This is a genomic window from Gallibacterium genomosp. 1, assembly GCF_000771875.1.
Classification (GTDB): Bacteria; Pseudomonadota; Gammaproteobacteria; order Enterobacterales; family Pasteurellaceae; genus Gallibacterium.
This window is the reverse complement of the sequence record NZ_JPXX01000018.1, coordinates 31,013-58,005: the sequence shown is the minus strand read 5'-3', so window position 1 is coordinate 58,005 and position 26,993 is coordinate 31,013. Positions and strand designations below refer to the sequence as shown.

The window sequence follows — 26,993 nt, the reverse complement described above, 5'->3', positions numbered from 1 at the left end:
GCATCTGTTTTTTCAGGAACAGAAAGCTTAGGCTTCCCGCAAGGCACCCGACTTATTTTTTTCACCTCTATTAGAAGGTTTAGTTTTATTATGACAATTATCACTCCTGTAAAATCAATCGATAACGCCACCAATGCCTATTATTTGGATCGCCAAAATAAAATGGAATCCAATGTGCGTAGCTACCCAAGAAAATTACCTTTAGCGATTGCGAAAGCTTCCGGTTGTTGGGTAACCGATGTGGAAGGGAATGAATATTTAGATTTCTTAGCCGGTGCCGGGACATTGGCACTTGGACATAATCATCCTGCAATTAAACAAGCCATTTTAGACACCATTGAAAGTGGTTTGCCATTGCATACTTTAGATTTAACCACGCCGTTAAAAGATGCTTTTACCGAAGAGTTGCTCTTTTTCTTTCCGAAAGATAAATACTGCTTACAGTTCTGCGGCCCATCAGGTGCGGATGCAAACGAAGCAGCGATTAAATTAGCCAAAACCTATACCGGTCGTGGTAATGTGATTGCGTTTTCAGGTGGTTTCCACGGAATGACGCACGGCGCATTATCTTTAACCGGTAATTTAGGTGCCAAAAATGCGGTACAGAATCTGATGGCAGGCGTACAGTTTATGCCATATCCGCATTCCTATCGTTGTCCGTTTGGTATCGGTGGAGAAGCAGGTGCCAAAGCAGTAACGCACTATTTTGAAAACTTTATTGAAGATGTTGAAAGCGGAGTGGTTAAACCAGCTGCCGTTATTTTGGAAGCCATTCAAGGGGAAGGCGGCGTAGTGCCGGCACCAATTGAGTTTTTGCAGAAAGTGCGTGAAGTGACACAAAAACACGGGATTTTAATGATCGTCGATGAAGTTCAAGCCGGCTTCTGCCGTTCCGGTAAGATGTTTGCTTTTGAACACGCCGAGATTGAACCGGATATTGTGGTGATGTCGAAAGCGGTTGGTGGCAGTTTGCCATTAGCGGTGTTGGCTATTCGTAAGGAATTTGATGCGTGGAAGCCGGCAGGTCATACTGGTACTTTCCGAGGAAATCAATTAGCGATGGCAACTGGGTATGCTTCTTTAAAAATTATGCGTGAACAAAATTTAGCACAAAATGCACAAGAGCGCGGAGACTATTTAAAAACAGCATTGCAAGCATTAGCAAAACAGTATCCTTGTATCGGTGATGTGCGCGGACGTGGTTTAATGATGGGCATTGAAATTGTTGATGAACGCCAGAAAGCCGATCACACCGGCGTATTCCCGGGCGATGCCGATTTAGCGGTGGCTATCCAAAAAGCCTGTTTTGACAATCGTTTGTTGTTGGAACGTGGCGGACGTAACGGTAATGTGGTGCGTGTGCTTTGCCCGATTATCATCAGCCAGCAAGAGTGCGAAGAGATGATCAAACGCTTTACCAAATCATTAGTGGAAGCGCTAGCAGCGGTTCGTGGTTAATTGAGGATAAAAAACAATGTCAATGTTATCTCAACATAAACAGGCACTGTTTTGCCGCGATGAGCAATCTATTCAAGATTATCAGCGTGCAATGAATAAAGCGGTCGAGGCTGTTTGTCAATGGTTGCAGAATGACAAAATGTATACCGGTGGCAGTATCCGCCGGTTACGTTCAACGATTGAATTTGCGCCGACAAAAGAGGGCGCCGGTTTAGAAAATACCTTACAACGATTGGTAACCATTTTCCTCAATCCAAGTTTAAAAGTGCATCATCCGCACTCTTTGGCACATTTACATTGTCCAACGATGGTTGCCAGCCAAATTGCTGAAGTGTTGATTAATGCGACTAATCAGTCGATGGATTCATGGGATCAAAGCCCAGCTGGCTCAATTATGGAAGAACAGTTGATTGACTGGCTTCGCCAAAAAGTCGGATATGGTGAGGGAACAGCCGGAGTATTTACTTCGGGTGGAACGCAATCCAATTTAATGGGAGTGTTATTGGCACGAGATGCCTGCATTGCTAAACATTGGCAAAATGAAGATGGCTCGGAGTGGTTGGTGCAGCAAAACGGTCTGCCACCGGATGCTCTGCAAAAAGTGAAAGTGGTTTGTTCGGAAAATGCGCATTTCTCGGTGCAAAAAAATATGGCAATGATGGGAATGGGATTTCAGTCAGTGGTGACTGTGCCGACCAATAAAAATGCACAAATGGATATTACGGCATTAGAAAAAACGTTAGCCGAACTTCAAGCACAAGGAAAATTGGTTGCTTGCGTGGTTGCAACGGCAGGGACAACCGATGCTGGTGCGATTGATGATATTGAAGCGATTCGTGCTATCAGCGATCAATATGGTGCGTGGTTACATATTGATGCGGCGTGGGGCGGTGCATTATTGTTATCAAAAGATTTCCGCCATTGGTTAAACGGTTTGGAAAAAGCCGATTCGGTGACGTTGGATTTCCATAAACATTTCTTCCAAACAATCTCTTGCGGTGCGTTTTTATTGAAAGATGAACGTAACTTCCGTTTCATTGATTACAAAGCAGATTACCTCAATTCTGAATATGATGAGGAGTATGGCGTACCGAATTTAGTGGCGAAATCGTTGCAGACAACACGCCGTTTTGATGCCTTAAAATTGTGGTTCACAATGGAAGCATTAGGGGAAGATCTTTATGCGTCAATGATCGAACACGGGGTTTATTTGGCGCGAGAAATTCGTGATTATATTAATGCTACCGATGATCTGGAAATGTTAGTTGAGCCGCAATTTGCCTCTATTCTGTTCCGTGTGAATCCGCAAGGTTATCCGGCAGAATATGTTGATCTGTTAAATCAGAATGTGGCGGATGAGCTGTTTGCTCGCGGTGAAGCCAATATTGGTGTAACAAAAGTGGGTGAACAACAAGCCTTAAAAATGACGACATTAAGTCCGATTGCGACTTTGGATGACGTGAAATCTTTATTAGATCAGGTTTTATCTGAAGCGGCTAGAATTAAGGATGCTATTGTTGCCGGCAATTATGTGCCTCCGATAGCGTAAAACAGAAAAATGGTGCAGCGTGTTTTGCTAAGCACCATGAGTGTTGTAAGCAGACAAGAGTAGCAAGCCTTTTGTCTGCTTTTCTTTTTTTCATCAGTTTTTCAATGATTGAACCGGTGCCGGAATGCGTCCGCCGCGATTAACGAAAATTTCGCAAGATCCCTCTTTAACCGGCATAATCGGGGCATAACCGAGTAAACCGCCGAACTCAACCATATCACCGACATCTTTCCCCGGAACAGGAATGATGCGCACAGCAGTGGTTTTGCTGTTGATCATCCCGATTGCCGCTTCATCAGCAATAATGCCGGAAATGGTACTGGCGGAAGTGGAACCTGGAACAGCGATCATATCCAAACCGACTGAGCAGACCGCAGTCATTGCTTCCAATTTATCCAATGTTAAAGTGCCTTGTTTAGCGGCGGCAATCATTCCTTCATCTTCGGAAACCGGAATAAAAGCGCCGCTTAAACCGCCGACAGAACTGCTTGCCATCATTCCACCTTTTTTCACCGCATCATTGAGTAACGCTAAAGCCGCGGTTGTGCCGTGAGTGCCGCAAACCGTTAATCCCATTTGCTCTAAAATACGCGCAACACTGTCGCCGATTGCCGGTGTCGGAGCCAGTGAGAGATCCAAAATCCCGAAAGGAATTCCTAAACGCTTGCTGGCTTCCTGCCCGATCAATTCGCCAACACGTGTAATTTTGAATGCCGTTTTTTTCACAATTTCTGCCACTTCAGTTAAGGTGGTGGCTTGACTGTTTTCCAATGCCGCTTTCACAACGCCCGGACCGGAAACGCCGACATTAATCACCGCATCACCTTCACCGGCACCGTGGAAAGCCCCAGCCATAAAAGGATTATCTTCCACTGCATTACAGAAAATCACCACTTTGGCACAACCGAAACCTTCCGGCGTGATTTCAGAGGTCTGTTTAACCATTTCGCCCACCAATTTAACTGCATCCATATTAATGCCGGCTTTGGTTGAACCGATGTTGACCGAACTACAAACAATATCAGTGGTTTTCATTGCTTGCGGAATAGAGCGGATTAATACTTCATCAGAAGGACTCATCCCTTTATGCACCAAGGCGGAAAAACCGCCGATAAAAGATACACCGATAGCTTTGGCGGCACGATCCAAAGTTTGTGCAATTGAAACATAAGAATCCGCTTTGGTGGCTGCCGCGATCTGTGCAATAGGTGTGACGGAAATGCGTTGGTTTACGATAGGAATACCATATTTTGCTGAAAGTTCGCGTGCAGTTTGCACCAAATCGCCGCCAATACGCACAATTTTGTCATAAATATTTTGATTTAATACATCAATGTTATCACTGATACAGTCGTGTAAATCGATACCAATAGTGATAGTTCGGACATCAAAATTTTGATCCGACACCATTCGCAATGTTTCTAGAATTTCATAAGATTGAATACTGTTGCTCATATAGCCACCTTTAAATGCGGTACATTGCGTTAAAAATTTCAGTGTTTTGTAGGCGCAAATCTAATCCTAATTTTTGCCCCTCTTCACTGCAATAAGCGGCTAAGGTTTGATAATCTTTTTTACATTCAGTGGTATCCACCAATAAAATCATTGTGAAATAACCATCCATTAATTGTTGGCTGATATTCACAATGTTGATCTGTTGTTCGGCAAGTAATTTTGCGACATCATAGACGATACCGATTCGGTCTTTACCGATGACGGTTAATACAGATTGATTCATTTCAAATTCCCTCTTTGGTGATAAAAAGCTAATTGTTCGAGTGAGTTTATGTTTGCAAAACAGGATTTTTGTGCTGAAAAATCAGCAGTTTCATAATGATGTTGTTGAAAAAACTGTAATACACGCCGATTTCCCTGTTGTAAATAATTGTTCAAATCGGCACTTAAAGTTCGTTTTAACAGGCAACAGGTCGGATGCTCACGCTCACCATCAGTAACATAAACAACCTCTGTGTTGGTGCGGCGTTTATCCAACAAACGAGTTACTAAATTTACAGGTAAAAAAGGCGTATCACAAGGCACAAATAGCACCCAATCGTGTTTTGCCGTCTGTAATCCGCTAAACATTCCGCTTAACGGCCCAAGAAAGCCTTCAATGTGATCTGAAATCACAGGCAATCCGCTTTCGGCATATTGTGATAATGAACGATTGGCACTGATGATCACTTCATCGACTTGCGTTGCAATTGCTTGATAAACCCATTGATATAATGGTTTTCCTTGTAATCGCTGTAAGCCTTTATCAACACCGTTCATTCGCCGAGCTTGCCCACCACACAAAATAACTGCACTAATCTGTTCCTGCATTGTAATCTCTTTTTGGCAATTAAAAAATTAAGTGGTATTATCGCACACCAACTAAAAACTGTGAGGAAAATCCGATGAAATGTCATCGTTTAAATGAAGTTTTAGAACTATTGCAACCTTATTGGTCAAAAGATCCGGATTTGAATTTAATGCAAATTTTGCAAAAAATTGCTAAAGAAGCCGGTTTTGATGGCGAATTAAGTGAGTTAAGTGATGAGGTGATTATTTATCATCTGAAAATGGTGGATAAAGATAAAAATGAACCGATTCCGGGAATAAAAAAAGATTATGAAGAAGATTTTAAAACTGCGTTACTAAAAGCGCGAGGAATTATTAAATAGGAGTTTAACAACGATGAAAAAATTGTTATTGGCAATCGTAACCTTGTTTTTTGCGGTGAATGTGTCACTGGCAGTGGCGGCGGAAAATTTTACTGAAGGAAAGGATTACACTTCGCTTGGCTTTAAACCGCATCCTGATGGTGGTGTGATTGAGTTTTTCTCCTTTTATTGTCCTCATTGTTATGATTATGAAATGAAATTCCATATTCCGGAAAAAATTAAACAATCTTTGCCGAAAAATGTTGAATTTAAACAATATCACGTTAATTTCTTAGGTGCTCAATCAGAAAATCTAACTCGAGCTTGGGCGTTAGCAATGGCGATTGGTGCTGAAGATAAAGTGCGTGCGCCTTTATTTGAAGCAGCTCAGAAAAACAGCCTATCTTCAATGGACGATATTCGTCAAATCTTTATTGATAACGGTATTGATGCTAAAGAGTTCGATGGTGCAATTAATAGTTTTGCTGTTAATGCATTAGTATCCGCACAAGAAATGGCAGCAGAGAAATTTAAAGTTCGTGGCGTGCCGGATTTCTATATCAACGGGAATTACCATATCGAAACCGGCAATGACAGCGGTTTCTCAAAAGTGCAGACGATTGAAGAGTTTATTCAGCGTTATGTCGATTTAACCCAATATCTTTTGAAAAAATAATTGACTTACGGCGAAAAGTTGCTTAAATGCGATTTTTCGCTTTTTGATTAAAATGAAGGAATTTTAACTATGTCTGAAAGTTTTAGCGTTACTCGTCGTTTCTTTGATGATAAAAATTATCCGCGTGGTTTTGCTCGACACGGAGATTATACTATTCGTGAATCTCAAGCGTTAGAAAATCACGGTTTAGCTTTTCTTGAGCTAGAAAATGGTAATCGTGAACCGGTTACTGAAGAAGAAAAACAATTTGTTGCGTTTTGCCGTGGTGAACGTCCGGCAGAAACTTTTTTTGAAAAAACTTGGGAAAAATATCGTGCGCGTATTTCTCGCACCAAACGTGTTTATACCTTATCGGGCGTATTGGCAAACGATGCGGTTGATGATTACAATGCTGACTAAGTTTTAGAAAGAAAATGAATAGAGCAAAAGAACGGCAACAATAAAAGTTGCCGTTTTTTATGCTTGAATTTGATTAGTGCTGAAAGCCGGTAGAAACATCCGCATCCGGATTGCGTTTGTTATACGGCTCATCCTTTAGTTTGCCGCTAAAGATCGCCAGATTTTCATCACCTGTTACCATTAATGTTCCCTTCGCACCTTTCTCAGTACGAAAAATGGAATGATCTACGAAAGTGTATTGTCCCGGCACCGGAATAGTCGTTTCCGCTATCATCGCCCCACCGGCTGGAATTAACGTAGTCTGCACATTATGATTTTTTAATGAACCGGCCTCGACATAGACCGTATCAAACGTTTTCCCAATCAAATGAAAAGAAGATACTTTGTTTGGGCCGGCATTACCAACGTAAAAACGCAATTTTTCACCCACTTTGGCTTGCAAGGCCTTATCTCCCATCATTGAGGCAAAATGACCATTAAAAACGACATAATCCGGTAATTCATAACTGGCTTTTTGTGAACTGAAAACCTGTAATCCCGGCTCACCAAATTCACCACTGGTATAAAATTCGTTTTGTACAATGTAAAACTCTTTATCAACCGGCGGCAATCCCGCTTTCGGCTCCACCAGCATTAGCCCGAACATTCCTTTACCAATATGTGTCGGTGCGCCGGGCATTGCGGCACAATGGTAAAGATAAAGTCCGGGAGAGAGTGCTTTGAAGCGATAGATACTGGTGTGCCCCGGCAATGTATTACTCGCCATTGCCGTTCCGTCAGGTGCTGCTGAAGAGTGGAAATCAATGCTGTGCGGTAGTTTTGAGTTAATCGGATTGGATAAATGCACTTCCACCGTATCGCCCTCACGCACACGAATAAACGGCGCCGGCGTAGAACCGTTATAAGTCCAATATTTAAATTGCACTTTCGGCATAATTTCCATAATTTTTTCTAACGCTTCTAATTTCACAATTACACGAGCCGGATAATCACGTTTAATGGGTGCCGGCACATTTGGCGCAACAGTCAATTCCGCATCAATAACCGGAAGAGATGAAACTTCGTCTTGACCATTTTGCTCCACCTTCTGCGGCACATCTGTAGATTGTGCTGCAGCAGATAAGCTCAAATTCCCGATTAAAAATGCAGAAAGCAGTAAGTTTAATGTTGTTTTTTTCATAGTTTCAAATGGTATAAGGAGAATATCAATCGAACTATTCTAGTGAATGAAATAGATTTTTCCAATAATCATAAAGATTTATTAGTTCAACCTATTTTTAATAGATCATTTATCGCATCATCATATCTAACCCACAAAAATGATTAAATAAAATCTTTTTGATTTAATTTAATCATTTTGTGATCTTGTTCACAGTTTTAATCGCTTTTTGTGCATATAATTTAGACTAAATTTAGGAGGCATGAGGAGTGCTATGTGATTTCCTTATATTTGTGTGATTAAATTTAATCAATAGGAGTATTAAATGAAACCAGTTTTAGGAGTAACAATGGGGGATGCTGCAGGGATTGGGGCTGAAATTATTGTTAAATCTCTGTCGGATAAACATCTTTATGAAATTGCTCAACCTATTGTAATTGGCGATAAGAAAATGATGCAACGAGCATTGGATTTATTGCAATCATCGTTAAAGATAAATGTTGTAGAAAATTTAGATAATTTAAATACGAAATATGGAACTATCGATTTGATCGATTTGGATAATGTGCCTGCTGATTTGATTTATTCTCAAGTAGATCCTCGAGCGGGTAAGGCAGCATATGAATATGTGGAAAAGGCGGTTCAATATGCTATGGAAAATAAAATTCAAGCGGTGGTAACAGCACCTTTGAATAAGGAAGCATTACACGCTGGTGGGAAAATGTTTCCGGGTCATACTGAAATTTTGGCGCAATTAAGCGGCACAAAAGATTATTCAATGATGTTAGTGAGTGAAAAACTTCGTGTTATTCACGTGACAACGCACGTTCAGCTTCGTAAAGCCTGTGATTTAGTGAAAAAAGAACGGGTATTGACAGTCATTAAATTAGCGGATGAAAACGCAAAAATGCTCGGCTTTAAACAACCAAGAGTTGCTGTGGCAGGATTAAATCCGCATTCAGGCGAAAACGGAATGTTCGGTGATGAAGATCGTAAAGAAATCGTGCCGGCTGTCGAGGCGGCAAAACAGTTAGGCATTAATGCAAGCGGACCGGTTCCACCGGACACTGTGTTCCATCGTGCCGCCAATTTAAATGAATTCGATATTGTGGTGGTGATGTATCACGACCAAGGTCATATTCCAATTAAGTTGTTGGGATTTGATACCGGTGTGAACGTGACTGTCGGTTTACCGTTTATTCGTACTTCTGTCGATCACGGTACGGCATTTCCGATTGCAGGTAAAGGGATTGCAGACAGTAAAAGTATGACTGAATCACTTTATCTTGCCGCTCAAATGGCACAGATAAAATTTGGAAATTAAGTTTAATTAGGAGCGAATTATGTCTACATATGCAACTCAACTACCACGCATTAAAATTGCTCGGCTGGGATAACGCCCCGATTTACCAATGTGGCTGTGGCAATTCCGCCTGTTTAGACACCTATCTTTCAGGGCGAGGCTTTGAAATGCTCTATCGTGATCTCAAAGGCGAAGCCCTCTCAGCGAAAGACATCATTCAACGCTTTTACGCTCAAGAGCAAAGTGCGGTGGATTTTGTGGCAATGTTTGTGGAACTTGCCGCCATTTCCATCGGCAACATCATCACCGCTCTTGATCCCCATCTCATCGTGCTAGGCGGCGGCTTGTCGAATTTTGATTATCTCTACCAAGCCTTACCCAAAGCCCTCCCCAACCACTTAATGCGAAGTGCCAAAGTGCCAGTGATTAAAAAAGCCAAATACGGCGATTCAGGCGGCGTGCGTGGGGCGGCGGCGTTGTTTCTTTCTCGTTAAAGATAACCCCTCACTTTTTCAGCAAATTTAACCGAACGGGGCAAAACCTCGCTCGGTTTTTTTCGTTTTCTTATTAGCTTATAAAACAGGCATGTTCTCTTAAAAGTGCGGTGGTTTTTTAAGCCATTTTTCATCATCTCCCTCTCTTACAATTAGGCTAAATATTCAACAATTTCAAGGGAGTATACTCCCTGTTGTTCTCTCTTTACAGAGAGAACAAAACCCTTTGCCGAAAGGAAAAAATTTTGTTACTTCGATTGAAATATGTACAGTAGAGAGAAGGGAATATTCTTACTGCTTTTTTCTTTGTGAAAACCTTTCTCTTTGCCTTGTCGTTTCAATCATTGGTTTAAATCACTTTATATAAGGAAAACACAATGAAATTCACAAAAACGTTATTAACCACCGCTCTTTTTTCATTTTCTGTATTAAGTGCCTCGCAAATGGTGTATGCGGTTTCAGATCCTGATACTCAGTTCCAACAAGGCTTTGAGGCGTATGAGCGTAGTGATTTTGCGACTGCATTACAATTATGGAAGCCTTTAGCCGAGCAGGGATTGGCAGAGGCTCAAATTAATTTGGCTTTGATGTATCTTGAGGGACAAGGGGTAAAAAAAGATGATTTCCAAGCGGTGAAATGGTATCAAAAGGCAGCAGAGCAGGGAGATGCACAGGCTCAATATAATTTGGGGGTGATGTATTACAACGGACGTGGGGTAAAAAAAGATGATTTCCAAGCGGTGAAATGGTATCAAAAAGCCGCAGAGCAGGGACATGCAAAGGCTCAATATAATTTGGGGGTGATGTATAAAGATGGAGAAGGGGTAAAAAAAGATGATTTCCAAGCGGTGAAATGGTATCAAAAAGCCGCAGAGCAGGGACATGCACAGGCTCAAAATAATTTGGGGATAATGTATGGCTTAGGGAAAGGCGTTAAACAAGATCGCAATCTTGCCAAAATGTGGGCAGGCAAAGCCTGTGAGAATGGAAACCCAAAAGGGTGTGTGTTATATCGTATGTTAAATGAAGGAAAATAAATGCGAGCAAAATTAGCCTTATCTGCGAAGCGGGATTAGATATGGGGTGCTACAGTTAATGGGATTCCTGTTACAGATACTCCATCTGGAAAGGATATTATTTGCCCAGTAACCTCTTCAATTATGACGGATCTTTTACCGAATGCAGAGCAAGTTTCATTCAGTACAGAACAAGAATTATTGCAAAAAGTGCAATCTTCCACTTTAGAGCAAATAGTTGTTGATGCAAAAACAGAAAATGATTTAGAAATAATTGCTCATGTTATTGATCACTTAGGTAAGTCAGTGATTCCTGTAGGGTCAGCAGGTTTGGCTAATAAATTAAAACTTCAGACATTACCCTCTTCAAATAATAAGAGAGCTTTAACTAATGGAAGAAGCCTAATCTTGGTAACATCTATCCACGAAACTAGCCAAAATCAAGTGGATGAATATATTGCACACAATGGTGGTGATGCAATAGTTTTTAACCCATCTCCGTCGCAATTACTCAATCATAAAATTTCGGCAAAAGCATTAAGAGAACAATTAAATGCATTAATTACCTCTAGTGAATCTGATGTCATCATTAGAGCTAATCCAACAAAGGTTGTTAATGCAGAAAACGATATAAATATGATCGCTAGAACGCTTGCAAAAGATTTGGCTGAATTAAGTTTATATTGTTTAAATCATAAACATTTTGATCATTTAATTTTATTTGGTGGTGACGGGGCAGCTACACTTTTGGAACAAATGAATGTAACAGAGATGAAATTGCTTTATTCGATTGTTCCAGGAGTGCCGGTCTGCCAGATTCAAAATAGTCAATATGAAAATTTAACTGTAATGACAAAATCAGGAGGTTTCGGAAATAATCACTTATTAAGTGATATTATGAAATTGAATTAACATCAATGTATCGCTGACTATTTGAGAAAAACAAAAATTTAGTGAATAATTAATATATTCTTAAACGTTTTAACACGCATTGTCTTCAATGCGTGTTTTCTTACAGTTAGAGGCGAATATGTCTGCAGACCGTTTAGATCAAATCCTGTTATTTCTCAAAAATCATAATCTGGCAACCGTTGATCAGCTAGTAAAAGCAACAAATGCTTCTCCTGCAACAATTCGCCGCGATTTGATTAAACTTAATCAACAGGGAACGATTATCCGAACTCACGGCGGTGTGAGTTTAAATCAGTTTATTCCATTTCAACCTACCACTAATGAAAAGCAACTGAAGTTTATGGTGGAAAAGGATCGGATTGCAGAATATGTTTCTTCCTTTATCAGTGCTGGAGATTCTATTGTGCTAGATGCCGGCACCACAACGTTGAGTATCGCAAAAAAAATTGCACATTTACCATTAAGGGTGATTACTACAGATCTTCACATTGCACTTTTCTTATCTGAATATAAACAGATTGAATTAATGATCACTGGCGGCTATATCGACAGTTCCAGCCAATCTTGTATTGGTAATCACAGCCTTTCATTATTGAATAATATTTATCCGGATTTAGCGTTTATCAGTTGTAATTCGTGGAGCTTGGAACGGGGGGTAACCGCGCCGACAGAAGAGAAAGCCGAGCTAAAAAGTGCTTTATTACAGCACGCTAAACGCCGAGTATTGGTTGCAGACAGCAGTAAATACGGTAAATACTCTTTATTCGGGGTGGCAAAATTATCGGAATTTACGGATATTGTGACGGATGATAATTTAATTAGTTCCATACGTCCTGTTTTATCGAAAGAAAATTTTAAATTAGTGTTGGTGTGAGCAAATAATTTTGCTTTCTTAATTTGTTAATTTTCATTGATCTTGTAAACATTTTTGTTTATTGTTGTTATGTCTTAAAACGAACGGAGGTCTAAGTGAAACAAAGTGAGTTTTTAAGATGGCTGAAAGCACAAGGAGTAGAAGTTAAAGATGGAAGCAATCATATTAAACTCTACTTAAACGGCAAGCAATCCGTGTTACCTCGCCATTCCGGCAAAGAGATAGCAAAAGGAACTGAAATGGCTGTTAAAAAGCAATTAGGTCTAAAATAATAATAGCCCTCTGAAGAGGGCTATCTTTAGAGGAGATTTATATGTTATATCCGGCAATTTTTGAGAAAGAAGAGAGCGGTTTATATTCGGTAACATTTAGAGATATTCCGGAAGCGATTACTTGTGGCGATAACTATGAAGATGCTTTAGTTATGGCAAAAGATGCACTAGTTACTGCAATGGATTTCTATTTTGAAGATAAACGTAGCGTGCCAATGCCGAGCGAGGCAAAAGAGGGCGAAGTATTAATTGAGTTGCCGCCTAGTGTTACAGCTAAGGTGATGTTATTAAATGAAATGATTAAACAAAATATATCAAATGTAGAGTTAGCAAAACGTATTCATGTAAAACCGCAAGAGGTTCAACGTATCACTAATTTAAGTCATAGTACAAAAATAGATACATTAAATAGAGCATTTCAGGCATTAGGAAAAAGACTTGAAATTTCTGTTTTGTAATGCACTTACTCCCATCGAGGGCTGGAAAAGGATGCTAGAAATAGCGTCCTTTTTCTTTTTTAGTTAATCAGACAGATTTACCGTTAGCTGAATCTGCCTGATTAAGTATTTTTTCTTATTTAAAATAGCGTTTCGCATTATCAAAACAAATGTTTTTGACCATTTGTCCGAGTAGCTCGAGATCATTAGGAGCTTCGCCGTTTTCTACCCAATTTCAGTTTACACCCCACTATATGCGGAGAATCCGCCATCAACAGGAATGATGACCCCATTGACGAAACTGGAATATTGATTGTCGATCAAAAATAATAATGCTCCTAATAATTCCTCTGGTTCACCAAAACGTGCCATTGGGGTGTTGGTGAGAATTTTATTGGCTCTAGCGGTTGGATTGCCATTTTCATCAAATAATAATGCCCTATTTTGGTTGCTGACAAGAAAGCCCGGAGCGATGGCGTTACAGCGAATCCCCACTTTTGAGAAATAGACGGCAAGCCATTGAGTGAAATTGCTGATTGCCGCTTTGGCTCCCGAGTAAGCAGGGATTTTGGTGAGTGGCGTAAAAGCGTTCATACTGGAAATATTGACGATATTTGCTCCTGCTTTCCCCATCATATCTTTGGCGAAAACTTGGGTTGGCAATAATGTACCTAAGTAGTTGAGATTAAAAACAAATTCGATGCCTGATTTGTCCAAATCAAAGAAAGTTTTAGTATGTTCCGGTAAATCCAGTTGATGAAATTCGTTATCGGTTGTTGCTTTAGGATTATTACCACCAGCACCATTAATTAAAATGTCACAAGTGCCGAAATCTTGTGTAATAGTGTTGCGGGTTTGCTCTATGCTGTCTAAATCTAACACATTGGTTTGGTAGGCTTTCGCAATGCCACCTGTTTGGGCGATTTCTTCAGCAACCTGGTTTGCCGCGTCAAAATTAATATCCAGTAAGGCGATTTTGGCTTGTGTTTTTGCCAGTGCTTTGGCAAGAAACGCACAAAGCACGCCACCTGCACCTGAAATAACGATAACTTTATTCTTGAGATTGTGGTGTTGAGCGATGTTATTCATTTTTATGTCCTTTTTAAGATAACCAATTCATAGGGATAATTACAATATTAGGGAAAAATACCATTAATAGTAAAATCAATATATAAATTCCTAGAAATGGTAAAATCCCTTTAGAAATAGCACCTATGCCTAAATTTGCTATTCCAGAACCTACATATAATACAGTTCCAACTGGAGGAGTAATTAATCCAATAGATAAATTTATAACCATCATAATACCAAAATAAGCAGGATCTATATGATATGCCCGTAATAAAGGTAAAATGACAGGTACAAAAATAAGTACAGCAGGAATAAGATCCATAACGCATCCTACTAATAGAAGGAATATCATTAATATAAGCATTAAAATTGTAGGGCTAGTTGTTATTCCTTGCAAAAATTCTACTAATTCCATCGGAATTTGAGCAACTGTAATAGCAAATGCGGATATCATAGCTGCAGCTGCAACGAACATTACCATAGAGGTTGTTTTTATAGTATTAAGGAAAATATCTTGTATTTTTTGTAAGTTTAATTCTTTATAAATAATGCTAATAATGGCGGCATATATAGCTGCTACAACACCAGCTTCTGTTGGAGTAAAAACGCCCCCTCTTAGACCTACTATAATAATGACAGGAAGTAATAATGGAAGGAAAGCTTTTTTAAATGCATTCCATCGTTGTTTTGAATTTTGTTTTTCTTGTAGATTGGAGGATTCGTGTCGATAAAGAATTTTCCAAGTAAACCAAAGACCTAATACCATTAACAAACCAGGAACAGCACCTCCCATAAATAATTTTGTAATTGATGTTCCGGCAGTAATTCCATAAATAATCATTGGAATACTAGGTGGAATTACAACAGAAATAATTCCTGCAGCACAAATTAAACCTGTTGATCTTGATATGTCATATTTTCTAGCTGCCATCATTGGAATAAGTATCGCTCCGAGAGCAGCAGTATCTGCCACAGCAGAGCCAGATAACCCAGCAAAAATTAATCCAGATATAATAACAACATATCCTAATCCTCCTTTTATATGTCCTACCATACTCATGGCAAAATTAATAATTCTTTCAGAAATTCCTCCATATTTCATAATCTCCCCAGTAAGCATAAAAAAAGGAATAGCCATTAGAGGGAAATTATTTGTGCCCATAACAAAATTTTCTGTAATTAATTGAGTGTCAAACATATCCATTTTTATTAGCATTATGCTGGCACTTAATAACATTGATAGGGCAACAGGAACTCCTAAAAAGAGGAGTGCAAATAAGCTAGCTAGGAATAATAGTAACATTATAAACTCCTATTTTTAGATACTGATTTTAATAAATCAATTGTAATTAATATGAAATATATAATAGCTGATAATAAAGCTATTACATATAAAAAAGAAGATGATATGCCGGTAGCTGGCATTTTCTGGCTATAAGTTAATATCATTAATTGATATGCACCAAGAGCAAGAAATGAAGTTGATATTAATATTAAAATGTCAGATATTATATTAAATAATATTTTATATCTAGGCGGAAGATAAGAAATAATGATATCTACAGTTAGATGTTTTTTTTCTTTAGCAACAAGAATAATTCCTAGAAAAATCATATATACAAAACATATTCTGGCAAACTCTTCTGACCATGCTATTCCTGAGTCAAAAAAATAACGTAATACTGCGTTAAAAAACACTAGAGATATCATAGTAACTAATGCTAGTATAGATAAATATTTTAAAGTTTTATCCAGTATCTTTGATAATTTCATACTGCCTCCTAAAATATTCCGCTATTAATATAATATTAATAGCGGAAATTATTTATTTAGATTCGTTTATACGTTGAATGACATCTTTAGACCAGTCATACTTTTTATAGAATTTTTCATATAAGGTTTGAGATGCGCTTATCATATCTTGTCGTAACTGCTCATTTGGAATAACTATAGAGATACCACTTTTAGATAAGAACTCTTTTACTTCTTGTTCTGTTTTTATAGCTAATTCCCATTCTTTTTCTTGATATACTTTAGCAGCTTCAAGGAAGATTTCTTGATCTTCTTTTGACATTTTATTCCATGTTTTTAGACTAATTTGTAATAGTCCAGGAGAAAAAATATGGTTTGTTTGTATTATATATTTTTGTACTTCATATAAACCAGAATCTTTAATAAGCATATATGGATTTTCTTGACCATCTATGACTTTTTGTTCTAAAGCAGTAAATACTTCACTTAGAGGCATACTTTGAGGATTCATTCCCATAGCATTAGCCCAATCTACAAATAGAGAATTTAGTGGTACTCTTAATCGTAATCCTTTAAAGTCACTAAATTTTTCTATATTTTTATTTGAAGAAATTACTCTGAATCCATTCATTCCATAAGCTAATAATTTAATACCATAGTTTTCCATTTTATTTCCTATTTCTATGGCAATAGGAGATTCAAGAACTTTTTTTGCTTCTAGATTGTCTTTAAATAGATATGGCCATTCCCATACTCCAAAAATAGGATCAACATTTTGAAGAAGCAATCCTGTTATTCCCATTTCTATAGTTCCATTTCTTAATCCATTGACTATCTGATCTTCTCCTCCTAATTGATTATTTGGATAGATTCTAATTTCATATTTATTATTAGTCTTTTCTTCGACTATTTTTTTAAAATATTCTTTTAATATAATGTTTGAAGGATGGGTATCAGAATTATAATGTCCTAATTTAATGATGGTTTTTGCCCATACGGAACTGCTCATTAACATAGTAGGGATTAATAGTAATTTAGCGAATTTAGTTAATTTCATATTGAACTCCTTGAGTTAAGTTGTTAATTACAGTACAGCATTTATTTTTAGATAATTATCTGGTTCATTCGATAACTTCCTTATGTATTCAGGAATTTCATCAAATGAAATAGTTTTAGTGACAATATCTTTAGCATCAAATTTTCCAGATGAAATAATATTAAGAGCTTCTTCGAATTCCCCCTTGCTTGTTCTTGAACCATAAATATCTAATTCTTTAAAAGTAATGATGTTTGTTGGTAATAGAGTTTCTTTTTTAGGCCAACCGGTCAAAGCTATTCTTCCTGCAAAAGAAGCATACTTTAATGTGTTTTGAATAGATTCATTGGCACCAGAAGCTTCAATAACTACTTGGGATAAGAGAGAATCAGTAATTTTATTAATTTTTTCTTGAGGTTCTTCTTTTAGCGAATTTATAGTATATGTAATACCAAGAGACTTTGCATATTCTAATCTTTTATCTAAGATATCTATTAATATAGGAGTTGCTCCATATAATTTGCTTATTAAAGCTGCCATCAATCCTATTGCTCCAGCACCTATAATGGTGACAAATTCTCCTTGTTTTACTTTTGTTCTATGGATTGCATGTAAAGCTATTGTAAGAGGTTCTGCTAAGGGTAATAAGTTAATAGGGATATTCTCAGGTACTTTTGTTATAAGGTGTGCTGGATGAGAAATTATTTCTTGCATACCTCCATCTATATGTACACCAATAACTTTAAGATTGGAACAACAATTAGTTCTACCTATTGAACAAGGATAGCAACTCCCACAATAAATATAAGGATCTACTATGACACGATCTCCAATTTTTATATTTGATGGCATTCCTATACCTGGTTCTATAATGCGGCCAACAACTTCGTGTCCTAAAATTCTAGGGTATGTAACTAATGGATTGGTTCCTCTATAAGCACCTATATCAGAGCCACAAATACCAACAGATTCAACCTTAATTAAGACTTCATTTTTGTTTTTTATTGGAAATTGTGTATTTTGTATGGATACCTGATTTGGTTTGTCTAATTTTACTGCTTTGATAAATTGTTTCATTATAGTTCACCTTAATTTATTTAAGAAAAATAGTTCGACAGTAATTTGTCCAAGTGATACGCTAAATATTAATCTAATATTATTCACATTGGTATGCCAAAATTTTGAATTTGTGATCTAGATCTTATTTTTAATATTTTGGTATTCCAAAATGGAGGTTTTATGTATACCATTATCAATAGAACATATAGTAAAGTTGGAGAGTTACTTAAAAAAGAGATTTCTCAAGGTGTGTATAAAATAGGTGATAAATTACCAACAGAAAGAGAAATTTCCGAAAGGCTTGGTATTAGTCGAACAATAGTTAGAGAAGCTATTGTGATGCTAGAAGTTGAAAAATTAGTAGAAGTTAAGAAAGGTTCGGGGGTTTATGTAATAAATACACCTAGTAATATCAAGGGAGATGATAGGTTTGTGTTACCAGATGTGGGACCCTTTGAATTATTACAGGCTAGACAATTAGTGGAAAGTAGTGTCGCTGAATTTGCAGCTCATGTGGCAACTAAAAGAGATATTCAAAATCTTAAAGAAATTTTAACAGAAGAAAAGGCAATGTTATCTAAAAATATAGATGACTATACGGCAGATAGAAATTTTCATTTAGCATTGGCTGAAATAACGCAAAACGATGTATTAATAAAGTTTCAAGAACAGTTATGGGAATATCGTTTTAATAGTGCTATGTGGGCGCAATTGCATACTCATATTTTAGAAAAAAATTATCATCATTTATGGTTGAAAGATCATCATGAAATATTTGTAAGTATTCAAAAAAAGAATGGTCTTCTTGCTAGACAGGCAATGTGGCAGCATTTAGAAAATGTAAAACAGAAATTGTTTGAACTTTCTGATGTAGAGGATCCTAATTTTGATGGATATTTATTTAATGTAGCACCGATGGGTATAAAAACGTAATATTTTAATTTAAAAGGAGTCCTTATGGAACAAACTTGGCGTTGGTACGGTCCTAACGATCCTGTATCATTAGCGGATATCAGACAAGCTGGAGCAACTGGTGTTGTGACAGCATTACATCATATTCCAAACGGTCAAATTTGGGATATTAATGAAATCAATCAGCGTAAACAGTTAATTGAACAGGCAGGATTGACTTGGTCTGTGGTGGAAAGTGTACCTGTACACGAGGAAATTAAGACCCAGACAGGCAATTATAAACAGTGGATTGAAAATTATAAGCAGACTTTGCGTAATTTAGCACAATGCGGTATTGATACGGTTTGTTACAATTTTATGCCTGTTTTGGATTGGACTCGTACAGATTTGGCATACCAATTGCCAGATGGTTCTAAAGCACTTCGTTTTGATCAAATTGCATTTGCTGCGTTTGAATTATATATCTTAAAAAGACCGGGAGCAGAAGCAGTTTATACTGAACAGGAACGTCAAGCGGCAAAAGCCTATTATGACAAGATGTCAAAAGAGGAGATTGAGCAACTTACCCGTAATATTATTGCCGGATTACCGGGGGCAGAAGAGGGGTATACATTAGAGGAATTTCAGGCGCAATTGGATCGCTATAAAGCGATTTCTCCGGAGAAATTCCGTACCCATTTAGCTTATTTCTTGCACGAGGTGGTTCCAGTTGCGCAGGAAGTTGGTATTAAACTGGCGATCCATCCGGATGATCCGCCACGCCCGATTTTAGGTTTGCCTCGTATTGTATCAACCATAGAAGATATGCAGTGGTTTGTGGAAACTGAACCTCTTCAAGCGAACGGCTTTACAATGTGTACCGGTTCTTATGGGGTACGTTCTGATAATGATCTTGTCAAAATGACGAAACAATTTGCTGATCGTATTTATTTTGCTCATTTGCGTTCAACTTGTCGTGAAGAGAATCCTTTGAGCTTCCACGAGGCGGCGCATTTAGAGGGCGATGTCGATATGTTTAATGTGGTAAAAGCATTATTAGATGAAGAATATCGCCGTTTGGATAATGGTGAAAAACGTCTAATTCCGATGCGACCAGATCACGGTCATCAAATGTTGGATGATCTGAAAAAGAAAACAAACCCAGGTTATTCTGCAATTGGGCGGTTGCGCGGTTTAGCGGAATTTAGAGGATTAGAATTGGCATTGAAGAAAGTTTATTTTCAAAAATAACATTATTTTTTATTAATATGAAAAAAGACTAATTTGCTAAATGGCAAATTAGTCTTTTACTATCAAGTGGTTATGAATTTTCTTCCATAAAAGCAGTCTTGATTTCCTGATAAAAAGCTTCTTTCATCCTTCTGCTTTCATTTATATCAACACTTCCGCCTATATGTTCGAATACCTCTGCTTTATTGTTTTTTCGCAAACGTATTGAGCGGGCAAGATAGCTGTTGCCGTGAATTTTCCCCATTAATCGGCGTAATTTAATCGTATCACGAAAACTGAATGGCGCGATGAAGTCAATAAACCATAGTCGCTCTCCACTTTGCCAATCTTGGTAGCGTAATGAGTTAGGATCTAAGATATAGCGTTTTTCAGCTTCCGCACTTAACCACGCCCAACTGGCATAGCCGATAGGCATTCCTTCCTCATTGACCAGCAGTCTACATTGCGCTTTTTCTATTGCAGGAATAATGTAATGTATCGCTGATTCAATTGGCCAGCGACGATGTAGAGCCGAATGGCTCCACAGCCACATTACTTTTCCTAAAGTTGAGAAGTTATCCATAATAATTAAACAAGATACATAGTGACCAGTTCATTAAATGTTTTGCTCGCATAATCTGTATGCCCCACACCGGACAACGTAATATAGGTATTGCCGGAAGTAATATTAACATCTCCTCCTTCAACATCATAACCACTGAACCTTAATGTGGTGTCTGAGCTTAAATTGTTGCTGAGCAGTGATAATTGTAGCTTATCTTTACCAACTTCAAAGCCTTTAATATTAGTCTGCGTATTACTATAAATATTAATGTAATGCTGATGTTCGTGATCTAATATAATTTGGTTATCCTTGGCAGCAGCATGAACTTGAAGTTCTTCACCTTTATTAAAATGTAATGTATTTTGAGCTAAATCGGCATTGGAGCTTTCTCCGGATAAAATATACTTAAATTTGCCATCATTAAGATCTAAGTAATATCCATCACCTATTGAGAATGTGCCAAATTGGCTCGATTTTTCTATAATGGTTTTACCGATAGTATTGCCATCTTTGTTGAAAGATAAGGTAACATTGTCATCGCTATCTTTAGTGAATTGAAGGTTAAGATCTTCTGAATTCTCTAATTTTGCTAAATTATTTTTTGTCAGATCGAAGATATAATTTGTGGCGTTGGTGGATAAGAGATAAATATCTGCTCCCTGTCCGCCATAAAGTTTATTTATGCCACTTCCTCCGGCAAGTACATCATTACCGCTATAGCCTTCTAAAATATCATCACCATCATTACCGATTAAGATATTATCTTTATGATTTCCAATAAGGTTATCATTTCCTGATGTACCTATAATATTCTCTATATCATAGATATGATCAAAGATGGTTCCTTTATAAAGCTTCTCGGACTGGAGATCAGCAACAACACCGAGTCCTTCATCATTAATCACTAAATGACGAAGATCTAATGTATCAATCCCTTCATCGCCGAAGATAGTGTCGGAACTAAGGGCATCATCTTGAATAATGGTATCATTTCCATCGCCACCATAAATTAAATCTTTGCCTAAACCGCCATTTAAGGTGTCGTTACCGGTTTCTCCATAAAGTTTATCATCACCAGCACCACCGAAAATAATGTCATCACCCTCTTTACCATAAACAAGATCATTACCATTTTGTGCAAGGAAGTAATCATTACCTTTACTACCATACATAACATCATCATAGTCACTGGCACTGATAACTTCGACGTTGTAAAGCATATCGCTTGCATCATAAGATTTTGTTTCAATATGTAACTCTCTATACTCAACTCGTTCTTGTCGTTTACCGTATTGATGATTTTTCACTTTAATATTTTCAACAGTTACTTCTGCATCAGCAATATGTTTTGTTACAGAATAAGTACCGGAGTCTCGCCCATGAACAACAATGCCGTGAATATGTTCATTATTATAACTTACACTATCTGTTCCATTACCTCCATTAAATAGAGAATGTCCGTTATCAGCAATATAAGTATCATTTCCATCGCCAGCATTGATATTGAGATTAATATGCTTCAATAATTTTCCATTTTCATCATATAAAACGGAGGCATATTTATCATTAGAAATAAAAATATTATTACCTGCGCCGTCATTAATAGTATGTTCATTTGGACCGTTAATAATAAGATCCGTATAGAAATTATTTTTGCCAACCGCTTTTCTACGAGCTTCTTCAACACCCGGTGCAAACAAAGGACTATTAAATTTTATTAATGAGTTGCCGGGAGCAGTAATTTCTAATATGCCAGTTTTAGCGTCCATACTCAAATATTGAGCGCTAAGCGCTTTATCTATTTCACCGTTACGAATAAGTTGAGCATAATTATTTGCTTTATTCATTTGATCAACCAATTTAGTAATGGCGGCTAATTCTATCGCACTGTCTGAGCTGGCAACGCCATCAAGGGTGATAATGTTGTCAACATTATATAATTTCTGTAATTGCTTAAATGATTGAATGACTTCCTGACTCGCATAGAATTTATTTAATGTTGCTTCAGTATTTTGATCAAAGTATTTTTGAATATCACCATACTTTTCAATTTGATCGACATAACGTTTAGCAATATGTTCCAATGCTGGTTGTTTGATCGCCGACATAATACCGCCGATAGCTCCTCTCACTACACCTGCAATGGCCGCAATTGGTGCACCAATGACACTTGCTGTTGCTGCCACAGAGATCGCTGTAGTTGCTAAATTTAAAGCAATGTCTGTAGCGGTATATGCGGTATTAAGTGCAAATTTTTCATTTAAAAGGCTGGCTAATAATTCATCACCTTGATAACCATAAGTTTTTGTTTCTGATGCAAGAGAATCAATTTGTTTTACATATTTATGTTCGTCAACTAAGCCTTTTATCTCTAACGGACTTGCTGCCAGAGCGATTCCTGATACAGCAGCACCAATTTGTGGCAACATCGTAGTAGTACCAATTATTTTTGCAATGGATTGTGCTGTTGTGCCAACGCCAGTTGCAATCGTGCTTACCGCTTTTAATCCAATATCAAACCCTACCGCAATTTGATCCGCTTGACTCATACTAGACCAATTATGAAGTTTAATTGATGAGCCAATTAAAGAGGCTAAATTGGTTAAAATTCCTCCAGCTGAAGAGCTTATTGCTTCAGAAACGGCGGTAGAGGCATTAGAAAGGCTTAACACATCACTGACTAAGCCATTAATATTGCCAATTAATTTAATTGAGCCTTCAGCAATAGCCGCTTTTCCGCTACTTGTATTAACATCCGATTGGATTAAGTTTGCAATAGAATGCCCCATATCAATAATCGAATTGGATAACGACAGGGCTGAACCCACTTTAGGATTGCCGTCTTTGCCTACTGTTTTCACCACATCAGTGATAAAGCCATTTACATCGCTGGTGATGGCAAATGAACTGTCTACAATAATTTTCACGCCTTCTTTTGTGAGTTTATCGGCATTTGCCAATGCAGAAATATTATTTCCAATGCTTAATAGTCTGTCTTGGGATATAGACAAGATTTGATGAGCCGTATTCGCAATATTATGGCTTAGTTCACTTGAGCAGCCGGATAAATCCATAATATAGGAAACAATTTGGTTAGCAGATTTTGCCAATTCAAATGAACTGTCTGCAATCGAGAGTTTACCTTTATCTGTTGTTGGATCGATTTGTACCACATTGGTTAAGGTTTTGGCGGTATCTAAAATAGAGTTGGATAAACCGTGGATTGGCTTGGTTAACTCTTCTTTTATGCCGATTTGATTTAGGAAATCGGTCATTATGCCATTGGTTTTTGCGATTAAATTGAAAGATTCAATCGCAATTTCTGTTCTGCCTTCCGCTGTTGATGCATTGGCGGCGGCAAGTTTAACCGCAATTGTTTCTACCTGCTCTAAATGTGTTTTTAACGCTTGATATGCGGCATTGCCGACTTTCGTTTCTGAATTGGTTATTGTCGTGATTGATTTGACAATCTCATTAATTTGTCCGACTAAATGTGTTGAGGCAGAGGCAATCTGCTGCTTGCCGTCTACTTTACTGGTATCCGCTGATGCTAATGCCGTGATTGTTTTGGCGGTATCTAATACTAAATCCGTTAAATTGTGAGCAAAGGCGCTCTTCGCATTATCTAATTTAGCCTCTTTTAATACTTCTTCAATTAAATGGTTACTTTGTGCAATCAATGTTAATGAGTTTAACGCAATAGCAACTTTTCCATCGCTGCTTGAATTATCGGCATTGGCGAGGTTAATTGCTATTTTCTCAATCGGTGCCAAATGTTTAGCGGTTACATCGTGTACTGCCGTGGAGAGTGTATTTTGTTTTCCGGATAAGGTTAAGATATTTGAAACAATTTCATTGGCATCATTCACCAAAGAAACGGATAAACTGGCGGTAGCTGCCGGATTATCACTCACAATAATATCGGTTACTGATTTTGCTGCATTTAAGACGGAATGAGAAAGACCGTTAACGTTATTCAGTAGTGTTGTATCTAATCCGGTATTAGCTGTTGTTAAGGTGTTGGTCGCTAAATCGCTTACTTGACTAATAAAATCAAAAGAGAGTTTGGCAATTTCAGCTTTATCAGCGGCTGAAGATGCGCTAGCCAATTGGGCTGCCACCTCTTTAATTTGAGAAACAGAAGCCGAAAACGATTGATGAAAAGCTTTACTTAAAGAGGAATCAACATTAGCCAACGTTAATACGTTATTGAGGATAATCGTTGCACTTTGCACCAAATCAACACTGGCTTTAGCAATGTTTTCTGAAGATTTTGCGTCAGCTAATTGAACGATATTTTGAGCTGTTGCAAATAGTGAGTTAAATAATTCTAATGTTTTCGGAGCAATGACATTATTAGGGCTCATTCCTTGCATAATATCTTTCAACATATTACTTGCATCGGATAACAGACTTAATGAATGCGTTGCAATTTCAGCGCTATTATTTTCAGATGAAGCAAGTGCTATTGCTACCGCACTATCTTTCATTTCTGTTAATGTTTTATTTACTGCATTATGAATTATATCAATATGTTGTGTTGAAATAGATGTGCTTTTTAACACAGTAGACACAATATCACTTGCTGTTTTAGAAAGTTCTAATGAACTATTGGCAATCACGACCTTTCCTTGATTGTTATTAGCATCTACTTGTACTACGTTTGTGAGAATTTTTGCTGCATCTAGCACTGAATTAGTCAAACTATGAACCGATTTACTCACATTAGTACTTAAACTCATATTATCCAAGAATTTATTGATAATATTATTTGCTTGTGCAATCAGCCCGAAAGAAGTAATGGCTATCGCAGTTTTACCTTGAGAAGAATCAAGATCACTATTTGATAATGCAATAGCAAGCTGTTTGATTTGAGATAATTGCCCATCAACTGCACTATGTAAGGCGTTACCAATATCCTCTTTACCGTTAAAGTTTGTAATAGATTGAATAAGATCATTCACATTGCCAATAAGATTTGTTGATGCAACGGCAAGTTGTTCCTTTCCTAACGGCGTTGAATTATTGCCAGTGGCTAACAATGTAATACTTTTTGCTGTATTTAATAATACATCTGTTAATTCACCAACAAACTGGGTTTTTGAGGTGCTTAAATTAGCTTCATTTAGCACTTGAGCGACAATTTTGTTGGTTTGCGATATTAATGTTAAAGAGTTAATGGCAATACTCACTTTTCCTTCTTGAGACAGCACATCAGCATTTGCAAGATTGACAGCACTTTCTTCTATATTCTGTAGATTTTTAGCAGTAACATTATGAATTGCATTTAATAATTCGGTGTCTTTATCCGTCATTACTAGAATATCGGAAATAACATCATTCACATTGGCTATTAATGAAATGCTATTTTTAGCGATTGAGGTTTTATCATTCATATCCATAGTAGCTATATCAGTAACTGTTTTAGCTGTGTTCAAAATAGAATGAGAAAACTGATTAATATCGGCTAAGAGTTGTGATTCGATACCTATATCACCTGAGTTTTTTAAGGCATTACTGATAACATCACTAACTTGAGATAACAGCTCAAAAGAGGCTTTAGCAATTTCAGCTTTATCTTCATTATGTGAATGTGTAGCAATATTGATAGCTGTTTTTTGAATATTTTGTAATGAGTTGTTAATAGAATGATAAACAGCTTCACTAATTGTATTATCTTTATTTGCTAATATGATACTTTTATCAACAATTAATGCCGCTTTTGCCGCTAATTCTGTCGCAGACTTAGTAATTTCGACACCACCTTTTGAATAGGCAATGTTTACAATATCTTTGGCAGCCTCAAAAAGAGAATCCAGCAAATCTAATGACTTATTAGAAATTTCGCTAATTGATGACATTTGATTGGTAATCTTTCTGAGTGTATTTGTAGCATCAGTAAGTAAGTCTAAAGAGTCTTTGAATAACACCGGTTTATTTTTAAAATCTGATGCAGCGATGGATAAAGCATTACTTTTTAAAGAGGATATATCTTCTTTTACTAGATTAAAATCAATGGTCGAAACAGTGTTTTTTAATGAAATCACTTTATCTTTGATTGAATTAAAATCTATTCCAGTAATTTTTTCTTTTAGTGAAAGCACTGTTTCTTTTACAGTTTCGACTCCTGAATCGAACATTAATACCTCCCAAGGTGAAAATAGTAAAAATAAAATGAATTTTACTTAAGTTATT

24 protein-coding genes and 2 pseudogenes are annotated in these 26,993 nt (G+C 37.4%); 14 read left to right on the top strand and 12 right to left on the bottom strand.

Annotation, left to right across the window (positions count from 1 at the left end):
- Positions 1 to 90 precede the first annotated feature (90 nt).
- Positions 91 to 1,458 (top strand): diaminobutyrate--2-oxoglutarate transaminase, encoded by a 1,368-nt coding sequence (locus tag JP36_RS06010; RefSeq protein WP_039172970.1) that lies wholly within the window; start codon positions 91 to 93, stop codon positions 1,456 to 1,458.
- Positions 1,459 to 1,474: 16 nt separating this feature from the next.
- A complete protein-coding gene (locus tag JP36_RS06005) occupies positions 1,475 to 3,007 on the top strand; it encodes a pyridoxal phosphate-dependent decarboxylase family protein (RefSeq protein ID WP_039172967.1) in 1,533 nt (510 codons plus the stop codon).
- Positions 3,008 to 3,100: 93 nt separating this feature from the next.
- On the opposite strand, the gene JP36_RS06000 is transcribed toward JP36_RS06005, so the two are convergent.
- Genes JP36_RS06000 through mobA form a run of 3 tightly spaced genes read right to left on the bottom strand, consistent with a single transcriptional unit; the run spans position 3,101 to position 5,332 of the window.
- Entirely contained in the window at positions 3,101 to 4,462 is a 1,362-nt protein-coding gene (locus JP36_RS06000) for a PFL family protein (protein ID WP_039091237.1), read from the bottom strand.
- A 10-nt stretch (positions 4,463 to 4,472) separates the two neighbouring features.
- A complete protein-coding gene (locus tag JP36_RS05995; RefSeq protein ID WP_013746546.1) occupies positions 4,473 to 4,745 on the bottom strand; it encodes an ACT domain-containing protein in 273 nt (90 codons plus the stop codon).
- Positions 4,742 to 5,332, bottom strand: coding sequence for a molybdenum cofactor guanylyltransferase MobA (gene mobA / locus JP36_RS05990; protein ID WP_021460759.1), 591 nt, complete (start codon positions 5,330 to 5,332; stop codon positions 4,742 to 4,744). Before mobA ends, JP36_RS05995 begins: the two co-directional genes overlap by 4 nt.
- A gap of 74 nt (positions 5,333 to 5,406) precedes the next feature.
- Between mobA and JP36_RS05985 the strand changes: the two genes are divergently transcribed.
- From JP36_RS05985 to JP36_RS05975, 3 genes are all read left to right on the top strand, one after another.
- Complete coding sequence (locus JP36_RS05985) at positions 5,407 to 5,673, top strand: YihD family protein (protein ID WP_039134255.1); 267 nt, start codon at positions 5,407 to 5,409, stop codon at positions 5,671 to 5,673.
- 13 nt (positions 5,674 to 5,686) lie between these two features.
- Positions 5,687 to 6,328 carry a thiol:disulfide interchange protein DsbA gene (gene dsbA / locus JP36_RS05980; RefSeq protein WP_039172964.1) on the top strand — a complete coding sequence of 214 codons (642 nt, stop codon included), beginning with the start codon at positions 5,687 to 5,689 and terminating at the stop codon, positions 6,326 to 6,328.
- A gap of 69 nt (positions 6,329 to 6,397) precedes the next feature.
- The gene (locus tag JP36_RS05975) at positions 6,398 to 6,727 is read left to right on the top strand and encodes a DUF413 domain-containing protein (protein WP_039172960.1); all 330 of its coding nucleotides are present in this window, start codon (positions 6,398 to 6,400) and stop codon (positions 6,725 to 6,727) included.
- A gap of 73 nt (positions 6,728 to 6,800) precedes the next feature.
- Here the strand turns inward: JP36_RS05975 and nirK are convergent, their stop codons facing one another.
- Complete coding sequence (nirK, locus tag JP36_RS05970; RefSeq protein WP_039172957.1) at positions 6,801 to 7,907, bottom strand: copper-containing nitrite reductase; 1,107 nt, start codon at positions 7,905 to 7,907, stop codon at positions 6,801 to 6,803.
- Positions 7,908 to 8,211: 304 nt separating this feature from the next.
- Between nirK and pdxA the strand changes: the two genes are divergently transcribed.
- From pdxA to JP36_RS05935, 7 genes and pseudogenes are all read left to right on the top strand, one after another.
- Entirely contained in the window at positions 8,212 to 9,210 is a 999-nt protein-coding gene (pdxA, locus tag JP36_RS05965; protein WP_039172955.1) for a 4-hydroxythreonine-4-phosphate dehydrogenase PdxA, read from the top strand.
- Positions 9,211 to 9,236: 26 nt separating this feature from the next.
- Positions 9,237 to 9,683, top strand: a pseudogene (locus tag JP36_RS05960) (ROK family protein); the annotation flags it as partial.
- A 377-nt stretch (positions 9,684 to 10,060) separates the two neighbouring features.
- On the top strand, positions 10,061 to 10,720 hold the full coding sequence (locus tag JP36_RS05955) for a tetratricopeptide repeat protein (protein WP_039172952.1): 660 nt from the start codon (positions 10,061 to 10,063) through the stop codon (positions 10,718 to 10,720).
- Positions 10,721 to 10,759: 39 nt separating this feature from the next.
- Positions 10,760 to 11,611 (top strand): nucleotide-binding domain containing protein, encoded by an 852-nt coding sequence (locus JP36_RS05950; protein ID WP_324606549.1) that lies wholly within the window; start codon positions 10,760 to 10,762, stop codon positions 11,609 to 11,611.
- Between the two features lie 118 nt (positions 11,612 to 11,729).
- A complete protein-coding gene (locus JP36_RS05945) occupies positions 11,730 to 12,485 on the top strand; it encodes a DeoR/GlpR family DNA-binding transcription regulator (protein ID WP_039172949.1) in 756 nt (251 codons plus the stop codon).
- 95 nt (positions 12,486 to 12,580) lie between these two features.
- Positions 12,581 to 12,757, top strand: a complete 177-nt coding sequence (locus tag JP36_RS05940) for a type II toxin-antitoxin system HicA family toxin (RefSeq protein ID WP_039172947.1) — start codon at positions 12,581 to 12,583, stop codon at positions 12,755 to 12,757.
- A 41-nt stretch (positions 12,758 to 12,798) separates the two neighbouring features.
- The gene (locus tag JP36_RS05935; protein WP_039172944.1) at positions 12,799 to 13,215 is read left to right on the top strand and encodes a type II toxin-antitoxin system HicB family antitoxin; all 417 of its coding nucleotides are present in this window, start codon (positions 12,799 to 12,801) and stop codon (positions 13,213 to 13,215) included.
- Between the two features lie 115 nt (positions 13,216 to 13,330).
- Here JP36_RS05935 and JP36_RS11500 read toward each other — a convergent pair.
- The 6 genes and pseudogenes from JP36_RS11500 to JP36_RS05910 form a co-directional block, all read right to left on the bottom strand.
- Positions 13,331 to 13,426, bottom strand: a pseudogene (locus JP36_RS11500) (glucuronate isomerase); the annotation flags it as partial.
- An 8-nt stretch (positions 13,427 to 13,434) separates the two neighbouring features.
- Positions 13,435 to 14,283 (bottom strand): SDR family oxidoreductase, encoded by an 849-nt coding sequence (locus tag JP36_RS05930; RefSeq protein ID WP_039172939.1) that lies wholly within the window; start codon positions 14,281 to 14,283, stop codon positions 13,435 to 13,437.
- A 13-nt stretch (positions 14,284 to 14,296) separates the two neighbouring features.
- Entirely contained in the window at positions 14,297 to 15,568 is a 1,272-nt protein-coding gene (locus JP36_RS05925) for a TRAP transporter large permease (protein WP_039172936.1), read from the bottom strand.
- Positions 15,568 to 16,038, bottom strand: coding sequence for a TRAP transporter small permease (locus JP36_RS05920; RefSeq protein ID WP_039172931.1), 471 nt, complete (start codon positions 16,036 to 16,038; stop codon positions 15,568 to 15,570). Before JP36_RS05920 ends, JP36_RS05925 begins: the two co-directional genes overlap by 1 nt.
- Positions 16,039 to 16,090: 52 nt before the next feature.
- A complete protein-coding gene (locus JP36_RS05915) occupies positions 16,091 to 17,074 on the bottom strand; it encodes a TRAP transporter substrate-binding protein (RefSeq protein WP_039172928.1) in 984 nt (327 codons plus the stop codon).
- A gap of 27 nt (positions 17,075 to 17,101) precedes the next feature.
- On the bottom strand, positions 17,102 to 18,130 hold the full coding sequence (locus JP36_RS05910; protein WP_039172925.1) for a zinc-binding alcohol dehydrogenase family protein: 1,029 nt from the start codon (positions 18,128 to 18,130) through the stop codon (positions 17,102 to 17,104).
- A gap of 162 nt (positions 18,131 to 18,292) precedes the next feature.
- Here JP36_RS05910 and JP36_RS05905 point away from each other — a divergent pair, with 162 nt between their 5' ends.
- The gene (locus JP36_RS05905; protein WP_039172922.1) at positions 18,293 to 19,045 is read left to right on the top strand and encodes a GntR family transcriptional regulator; all 753 of its coding nucleotides are present in this window, start codon (positions 18,293 to 18,295) and stop codon (positions 19,043 to 19,045) included.
- Between the two features lie 24 nt (positions 19,046 to 19,069).
- On the top strand, positions 19,070 to 20,254 hold the full coding sequence (gene uxuA, locus JP36_RS05900) for a mannonate dehydratase (RefSeq protein ID WP_039172919.1): 1,185 nt from the start codon (positions 19,070 to 19,072) through the stop codon (positions 20,252 to 20,254).
- A gap of 70 nt (positions 20,255 to 20,324) precedes the next feature.
- Here the strand turns inward: uxuA and JP36_RS05895 are convergent, their stop codons facing one another.
- Together JP36_RS05895 and JP36_RS05890 are read right to left on the bottom strand one after the other, a co-directional pair.
- Positions 20,325 to 20,786 (bottom strand): toxin-activating lysine-acyltransferase, encoded by a 462-nt coding sequence (locus JP36_RS05895; RefSeq protein WP_081964347.1) that lies wholly within the window; start codon positions 20,784 to 20,786, stop codon positions 20,325 to 20,327.
- 35 nt (positions 20,787 to 20,821) lie between these two features.
- Positions 20,822 to 26,938: an RTX toxin GtxA gene (locus JP36_RS05890; protein WP_039172916.1), complete on the bottom strand. Its 6,117-nt coding sequence runs from the start codon at positions 26,936 to 26,938 to the stop codon at positions 20,822 to 20,824.
- Positions 26,939 to 26,993 lie beyond the last annotated feature (55 nt).